The sequence below is a fragment of the Sphingobacterium sp. IITKGP-BTPF85 genome (genome assembly GCF_001006065.1).
GTDB classification, from domain to species: Bacteria; Bacteroidota; Bacteroidia; order Sphingobacteriales; family Sphingobacteriaceae; genus Sphingobacterium; species Sphingobacterium anhuiense.
This window is the reverse complement of record NZ_ASZT02000054.1, coordinates 23,161-31,347: the sequence shown is the minus strand read 5'-3', so window position 1 is coordinate 31,347 and position 8,187 is coordinate 23,161. Positions and strand designations below refer to the sequence as shown.

Here is an 8,187-nt window from a genome sequence, read left to right as displayed (position 1 = left end):
TTCCTACGCGTTTGGGAATACGGCCTATATAACCTGAAACAGGTGCTTTGATTGTTGTAAACTGTTTGTCAATATCGGCTGAACGTACCGCCGCGGATGCCTGCTGTAAGGATGCTTTTGCGACATCATATTCTGATTGCGCAGATTTTAAGCGTACTTCTGAAATGACCTCATTTTCTACTAAAGGACGGAGACGCTCTACTTCTAAACGTGCATTCTGTAATTTTGCTTTGGCTACATTTTCTGTCGCGACCATATTATTTAATATCTCATCATAGGCTGAGGCATTAATTTTAAATAATTTGATCAGCTTTCACAAAATCACCCTCATCGACATATATTTCTTCTAAAATCCCTTCAACTTGTGGGCGGATCTCAACATTGACTTTTCCTTCAATCGTACCAATATAATCTTTTATTGTATTCGCAGAACTTGTATCAATTGAGTATATTGGTAGTGCAATAGCGTTGTTTTTTTTGTCTAATTCTTTGGTTTTACCCGAGTTACAGCTAAAAAAGAGTACTCCGGTCGAGGCAAGGGCTAGGGTAAAAAGTGCGATTTTATTCATAAATATTATTTAGAGTTAATTGTTAATTAACTTTTGACTTTTAGATTATTATACATTAATACATAAATGTTGCCAATAAGTTCTGTATAGTATGATTTAACATTTGTTAACAAAATAAATTGATCAGATTTGACTTCATTTAGAGATACTTTATTTCCGAATGTATCTGATATGTTACAAATGTTAACGTTTGATAGGGCTATTTGTTACTTATAAGATTAAAATAAGTTGATTTTTATATGCAAAACTTCTTTAATGAGATTGAAATAGATTGGAACCAGTTGTGGCAATGGCTATTAAATTGGTATTGGCTTCCCTTATTTGTGTTATATTTTGGGGTAATAAGTACAATACTGATTGAAAATAGAAATCCAACGAAGACGATTTCATGGGTAATGGTTATTGTATTTCTTCCAGGTATTGGATTGGTTCTATATTATCTATTCGGACAAAAATTTAGAAAAGTTAGGCGACTGCAACATATTAATCGCGAGCAGAATACAAAACTGTTAGCAGCATGGCAGGAAAGTTTAATACGAATGGACGAGCAACTGGAAACAATTCATGAAAAAATAGGAACTTTATCCCGAGTTTTTGACTATCTGAAAAACCAAAAATTGTCGTTTTTCTCTTTAAATAATAGGGTCGAATTGTTTATCAATGGCGAGGAGAAATTTCCAGTTTTATTAAAAAGACTTCGAGAAGCAAAACATTCCATACACCTGGAATACTATATTTTTGAATTGGACAATATTGGTCGTCAGGTGCTTGAAATTTTGGAAGAAAAGGCAAAAGCGGGGGTAAAAGTGCGACTGATACTGGATAGTTTTGGTTCTCCTGATGTGATCAAATATTTAGTTAAAAATCCACCTGGTTATCCTTTTGTTGCATTTTTACCAGTCAATTTTACTTCTTTAGCAAATAGTAATTATCGAAATCACAGAAAGATTGTCGTGATTGATTGTCAATATGGTTTTGTGGGGGGAATTAATATTTCTGATCGATATATCAATACTCCGGATCAGATTGATTATTGGAGAGATACTGCAATGGCTGTAGAAGGAATAGCAGTTAATAATCTGCAGATCCAATTTTGGAACAGTTGGAATCAAACTGAAGGTGAACCCTTTTTATTGACTGATGAATATTTAAATTTTAGTGTACCGCACATTCCTGAGCGTGCCGCTGTTGCATTTTCTTCTAGTGATCCGGGGTCACTTGGTCCTTTTAATATGGAAGCTATCATATTGGCGATCAATGATGCCAAGGAAAGCATTCAATTGTGTACGCCTTATTTTATACCGAGTGAGCAGTTATCTACGGCTTTAGAGATAGCTGTTTCCTCTGGGGTAAGAGTGGAGCTGATGCTCCCAGAGAAAGCCGATTCTTATATTGTACAACATGCTTCTTTTTCCTTTTTGAAGCCTCTTTTGCAACGTGGTGTGCAGGTTTATCTGTATAAGAAAGGTTTTATCCATGCTAAGACAGTATGTATTGATGGTCAATTGGCTTTCGTAGGGACTGTAAACCTTGATATGCGGAGTTTCTACATCAATTATGAAATAGCAAGTATTGTTTCTGATGAGGCTTATTGTAAACGTCTTGAAAATCAATTTGAAATCGATAAGGAGGCGTCTGATCTGATTACTTTGTACATCTGGGCACATAGAAAAAAATGGAAAAGGGGTATTGATTCTTTATGTCGGCTTTTGGCACCTTTATTATAGCCTAAAAAATGTTAAAAACTTGTGATACTTCCGATATCTAATTAAAATTGAATATATTTATCTATTCTATTTTAATTACCAATAGTATTAGATGAAGTATATAAAATTATTGACGCTTACGATGGGGGTTTGTGGAGTAAAGCATGCCGTTGCCCAGACAACCGAAGCTACACTACCTATCAATACAATAGTCGAAAGAGTACAAAAGTTATTTCAAGTATTTCCTGTTGAAAAAGTGCATCTTCACTTTGATAAACCATATTATGCGATAGGTGATACGTTGTGGTTTAACAGTTACTTATCACGCAATCTTGCGGAGTATGAACCGAGTAAGGTTACATATGTTGAGATTCTTAATAGCAGAGATTCACTGATTCAAACGTTAAGGATTCCGTTGGATAAGGGAGTGGGAGATGGTTATCTTGTTTTGGATCCGCAGTACCTGGCGCAGGACAATTATCGATTTCGAGCGTACACGAAATGGATGGGTAACTTTTCATCGGATTATTTTTATAATAAAGTGGTTCCTATTGGAGATGCTATTAGTAAAAAACTAATCACGGATATTACATTTGTTAACAATGATCAGAATGCTGCTAAAAGTCAGGCTGTTATTCAATTTAGAGATGCTGTTGGTAAGCTATTGATTAATTCGAAAGTGAATTGGTCTATGATTTCTGGATGGGAAACCATTGCTGATGGCAAAGGTGAAACGGATAATATGGGTAAGGTCACTGTCAATTTAAGTGCTAAAGATAAAGAAATCCTGAAAAAGGCATATCTAGAAGTCTCACTTCAAGAGAATAAGAACGACAAGCCACTAAAGAGTACATTTTCCTTAAAAAATGCCTTGTGGGATGCCGATGTTCAATTCTTTCCTGAAGGGGGTGATCTATTAGCTGGAATCGCTAAAAACGTTGCTTTTAAGGCTGTTTCTGCAGATGGAAAAGGTATTGCTGTTACAGGCCGTATCTTGGACGGTAAAGGAAAACAAGTCGCAGAATTTTCAGATTTAGGCTTAGGTATGGGATTTTTTAGTCTTTTACCTCTCCCAAATGAAAAATATGTAGCCTCGATTACATTTGCTAATGGTCAGGAACGAAAGTTTAAATTGCCGGAAGTGGTTCAGAATAAAGCGAATGTTGTTTTTGTAAAACAAGATGAAACAAATCTGAATATGGCGATTGTGACGAGTGAAGAAGATTTTGCTAAAAATCCAAATCAATCGTTCTATGTGCTGGTACAATCAAACGGTCATCTCGTATATGCGGCACAGGCGAACTTGAAAAGTGCAACAGCATTGATTACTATTCCGAAGGAACGTCTTCCTAATGGTATTGCTCAAGTAACCTTGATGACTCCCGCAGGTAAGGTGATCAGTGAACGTCTTACTTTTGTTAAAAGTGAGAAACTACTGGATATCAATTTAGCGGTCAATAAGGAACAGTTTAAAGCGAAGGAAAAGGTTAATCTGAAACTTTCTGTACTTAATAACGGTAAAAAATACCCGGGTAGTTATTCCATTTCTGTTATTGATGAATCTAAAGTTCCTTATGATGATAATCAGGATTTATCAATTGTCAGTAATTTCTTGTTGACTTCTGATCTGAAGGGATATATTGAAAGTCCAAATACGTATTTTGATGAAAAGAATGTGAATCGCGATAAAGCATTGGATGCTTTATTAATGACACAAGGATTCCGTCGATTTGATTATCAAGACCTGGTGGCTGAGAAACTTCCTGTACTATCATTTATGCCTGAACAGGGAATTGAGATTGGTGGAACGTTAAGACTGAACACGGGTAGAACTGTGCCGAATGGGGGCTTACTCTTATCTATTCCTTCTAAGAGTATTCGTAAAGATACTTATACAGATGATAAAGGGCGTTTCCTATTTAAAGATCTTGTATTTACAGATTCTTCAAAAGTTACTGTTAATGCCCGGGGAAATGATAATTACCGCAGTATGGTGATTAATATGGATCAGACTTATTTTCCGGAGATTGATAAAAACAATGCTTATAAGAATAATTTTGTCATGAATATTGATCGGGCAATGGTTCCGTATCTAGAAAATAGCAAAAAGGAATATCGTAAATCTATTCTTTTGGATGAGGTCGCGGTTACTGGTGTGCAGAAAAAGGTGATCACCAACAGAGATTTTCCTTCCATTTCAGGATTGTCGATGCCTGAACATCGTATTGATGCAGAGCGTTTATCAGGATGTAATGTATTGACGATGTGTCTGAACACATTGTTGACTGGTATTACTTACGATTCGCAGACGCAGAAATACTATGTTACACGATCTTATAATAGTGGAAGTCGGGTGCCCGTTCAATTTTTCTTAAATGGAATGGCAATCGATGAACCAGGATTAAATAGTATTAATGTGCCGGATATTGAGGGAATTGAGATTTTCCTAAAGGATGACCTCGGAACTGTTTCCAGAATGTACCAGAATAATGGGGTTGTGTCTATCTATACGAAGAAAGTAGAGAAAAAACCTAGAATGTCATTGACGGAAATTGAAAAATTATTACCAAAATCAAATGTGATTGATCTGTTTCCTTTGGGTTATATAAAAGAAAGAAAGTTTTATGAGCCAAAATATGAAACACCAGAAAGTAAAGCTGTGAATGATTTAAGGACAACAATTTATTGGAATCCAAAAGTTAAGGTTACTGAAACGGGTGAGGCTGCTTTAGAATTCTATAATGCTGATGGAAATGGACAATATAAAGTCATTGTGGAAGGTATGGATGAAACAGGTAATGTGGGTCGAAAAGTGATTCGTTATAACGTTACTCCATAGGGAAGTAATCAATATTATTATAGAAGGGTGCATTTTGTTATAAAGTGCACCCTTTTTTTATTTTAGAACATGAAGAATTTCTCCTTCTTTGGAATCGGCTTCTTCGCCAACTTTTTTAATGCGTTCTGTTTGTTCGATAACAACAGCGAATGAGGAAGGTTCAATACCGCCACCTAATTTTTGAGCATAGAACTTGGTGAATTCAGCGCCAAAATATAAAATTGCTGCAGAGTAGTATATCCACAATAACATAACGATGATTGAACCTGCGGCGCCGTACAAACTTGCTGTAGAGGATAAAGTCAAGTATAGTGATATAAAATAGCGACCTAACATGAATAATAAAGCTGTGAAGATTGCTCCACCAAGTATATCTTTAAATTTCACCTTTGCATCTGGCAAAAATGAAAATATGAAGCCAAAGAGCGTCGTGATAATGATAAACGTGACACTGGTATTGATCCAGTCAATTAATGTAATCGGGATAAAAGGAAAATATTGTAGCACAAGATTTGTAACTGCTGCAATGACGCCATTGATCATTAATGAAGCGATAAGAAGGAAACCTAATGCAATAATAATCGAGAAGGAGATGAGCCTGTTAATGATTAATTTTAACCAGCCTTTTTTTGGTTTGGGTTTCACTTTCCAGATTTGATTAATAGAATCCTGAATGTCGACAAATATCGTTGTAGCACTAATAATAAGGGTTACAATACCAATAGTAATTCCTAAATTAGATTTATTTTCAAAGTTTATTTTTTCGATAAAGGATTGAATTTGTTTTGTAACATCTGCTCCGAATAAGACCATTAGCTCATCAAAAACTTCCTTCTGTCCAGTAGTTTCTTTACTCAAATGCTGTCCATAAAAGAAACCGATACACCAGATCACGATCATCAATAATGGACCAATAGAAAACACCGTGTAGTAGGCTAATGATGCACTTTTTTTCATGCAGTTGTCGTCCATAAAGCCATTAAAGGCATCATAAACTAATCTTAAAACTTGTTTCCAGTAGGTAGGGGTCAATAAATCTTTAAAGTATACTTCTTTCATAATATGATGGCGGATAAACAAATTTTATTTCAAAAATACCCTCTATTTTTTAGATAGAGGGTATTTTTTCTAATTTTCCTGATAGAGCTTCTCAATTTTCTCATCAAACTCTTTGAGAATGACTTTTCTTTTTAAGCTTAATTTTGGTGTTAACTGACCATCGTTGATGGTCCATTCTTTAGGAAGTAAGATAATTTTTTTGACTTTTTCCCAGTGACCGAATTCTGTAGATAACCTGTCGATTTCTTGATTATATTTTTCGATTACTTTTTGATTTGTAACGATCTCTTCTTTGGAACCTACAGGAATGCCTTTATGTTTCATCCATTTTTCGATTTCTTCAAAAGCGGGAACGATTAAAGCTGATGGAAATTTTCTATTTTCTCCCACGACCATAATTTGTGCAATGAGGTAGATTCCATTAGTTTTGTTTCAATAGGCTGTGGTGCGATGTACTTGCCACCTGCTGTTTTGAACATTTCTTTTTTGCGGTCTGTAATTTTCAGAAATCCATCAGTCGATATTTCGCCAATATCGCCTGTTTTGAAGAATCCGTTTTCATCAAATGATTCTTTTGTTGCTTCATCATTTTTGTAATAGCCAGAGGTGACACTTGGTCCTTTTACTAAGATCTCTCCATCTTGAGCTATTTTTACTTCTAAATTTTTCAGAGGCCGACCAACTGTTCCGAATTTGATACCCGTGTCAAAAAATGTGTTGACTGCTATAACTGGAGATGTTTCGGTTAGACCATATCCTTCTAATACTTTCATATCAGAAGCCCAAAATACACGCGCTAATCTTTCCTGAAGAGCTGCACCACCAGAAACAATAATTTTTATGTTACCACCAAGGGCTTCTTTCCATTTTGAAAAGATTAATTTTCGAGCAATGGCTAATTGAAAATTGTACCAAGCGCTGTTTTTTGTTGGCTCTTGGTAACGAAGGCCAAGGTTTAATGCCCACATGAACAGCGATTTCTTGATTCCAGTTAAGTCTTTTCCTTTCGCAACGATTTTATCATATACTTTTTCGAGTACCCGCGGTACAGTGGTAAAAAGATCCGGTTTAACTTCGTTGATATCCACAACAACATTGTCCAGTGTTTCACAAAAATAGATCTCTATACCTTTTGAATAATACATGTATACAACCATCCGTTCAAAAATATGACATAAGGGTAAAAAGCTGATCGCTTTTTTAAAATCGGGTCTTATGAGATGGTAGCAGGCGAGTACATTACTTAAAATATTTTTATGGGATAAGTATACTCCTTTCGGTTTACCGGTGGTACCTGATGTGTAGATTAACGTGAGTAGATCATCTTCCTGTATAGCGTCATTGTAAGGCTTTAGATCTGTATCCAATGTGTCACCAATTTGATATAAGGATTCTAGATCTTTATGATGTTCAGTCTTCTCAAAAGTATAGAGCGGAATTGTTAATTGATGATCTTTTAATGCTGTGTCAACACGTGCAGCAAGCTCGGCATTACTGACGAATATCAATTTAGCTTCTGCATCATTGACAATATAGGATAGGTCCTGTGGAGCTAATGTAGGATACAGCGGTACAAGTGCAATACCCAATTGATTACAGGCAAAATCAATGATACTCCATTCAGGACGGTTTCCGGACATCAGCGCAACTCGATCTCCTTTTATTAAGCCGATACTTAGTAGCGCTCTGCTGAGACTATTTATTTTATCAATGAATTCACTGGTCAAGTAGGTTTTCCAACGACCATTTTTATCGCGTCCAGCATAATCGTTTTATCGGAGAACTCGGATTTATAATTTGTGATGAGGTCAAAAATTCTACTTTGTTGTGCCATAATGAAATATTTAAAATATTTGCTTAATTGGTTTATTACTAAGTATTCAAATACAATCTAATATATGAAAAATGTTTTGATGTACATTTTTTATATTTAAAATTGTTAATAACAATTTAGTATTTGCGTCGTTTAATTATTGATATTAACTTTGAACGAATAAATTGAAAAACAAATAGG

Annotated in this window: 6 protein-coding genes and 1 pseudogene; 2 read left to right on the top strand and 5 right to left on the bottom strand. The window is 35.3% G+C overall.

The window, feature by feature from the left end; translation table 11 throughout:
• Positions 1–256 (bottom strand): annotated as a pseudogene (locus L950_RS33105) (efflux transporter periplasmic adaptor subunit); the annotation flags it as partial.
• A 37-nt stretch (positions 257–293) separates the two neighbouring features.
• Entirely contained in the window at positions 294–569 is a 276-nt protein-coding gene (locus L950_RS33100) for a biotin/lipoyl-binding protein (RefSeq protein WP_052764399.1), read from the bottom strand.
• 239 nt (positions 570–808) lie between these two features.
• Here L950_RS33100 and cls point away from each other — a divergent pair, with 239 nt between their 5' ends.
• Entirely contained in the window at positions 809–2,296 is a 1,488-nt protein-coding gene (gene cls, locus L950_RS12235; RefSeq protein ID WP_021188698.1) for a cardiolipin synthase, read from the top strand.
• 91 nt (positions 2,297–2,387) lie between these two features.
• On the top strand, positions 2,388–5,114 hold the full coding sequence (locus L950_RS12230; RefSeq protein WP_021188697.1) for a hypothetical protein: 2,727 nt from the start codon (positions 2,388–2,390) through the stop codon (positions 5,112–5,114).
• A gap of 57 nt (positions 5,115–5,171) precedes the next feature.
• Here the strand turns inward: L950_RS12230 and L950_RS12225 are convergent, their stop codons facing one another.
• The 3 genes from L950_RS12225 to L950_RS12220 all read right to left on the bottom strand — a co-directional run bounded on the left by L950_RS12225 (position 5,172) and on the right by L950_RS12220 (position 7,900).
• Positions 5,172–6,173, bottom strand: coding sequence for a YihY/virulence factor BrkB family protein (locus tag L950_RS12225; RefSeq protein ID WP_021188696.1), 1,002 nt, complete (start codon positions 6,171–6,173; stop codon positions 5,172–5,174).
• 69 nt (positions 6,174–6,242) lie between these two features.
• Positions 6,243–6,563: a hypothetical protein gene (locus L950_RS33095; RefSeq protein WP_231577207.1), complete on the bottom strand. Its 321-nt coding sequence runs from the start codon at positions 6,561–6,563 to the stop codon at positions 6,243–6,245.
• The gene (locus tag L950_RS12220) at positions 6,530–7,900 is read right to left on the bottom strand and encodes an AMP-dependent synthetase/ligase (protein ID WP_231577205.1); all 1,371 of its coding nucleotides are present in this window, start codon (positions 7,898–7,900) and stop codon (positions 6,530–6,532) included. Before L950_RS12220 ends, L950_RS33095 begins: the two co-directional genes overlap by 34 nt.
• Between the last annotated feature and the right edge of the window lie 287 nt (positions 7,901–8,187).

Bases quoted from the DNA above. Each gene is read 5' to 3' on its own strand.
- L950_RS12230 (WP_021188697.1), top strand. From the start codon at position 2,388: ATGAAGTATATAAAATTATTGACGCTTACGATGGGGGTTTGTGGAGTA.
- L950_RS33100 (WP_052764399.1), bottom strand. From the start codon at position 569: ATGAATAAAATCGCACTTTTTACCCTAGCCCTTGCCTCGACCGGAGTA.
- cls (WP_021188698.1), top strand. From the start codon at position 809: ATGCAAAACTTCTTTAATGAGATTGAAATAGATTGGAACCAGTTGTGG.
- L950_RS12225 (WP_021188696.1), bottom strand. From the start codon at position 6,173: ATGAAAGAAGTATACTTTAAAGATTTATTGACCCCTACCTACTGGAAA.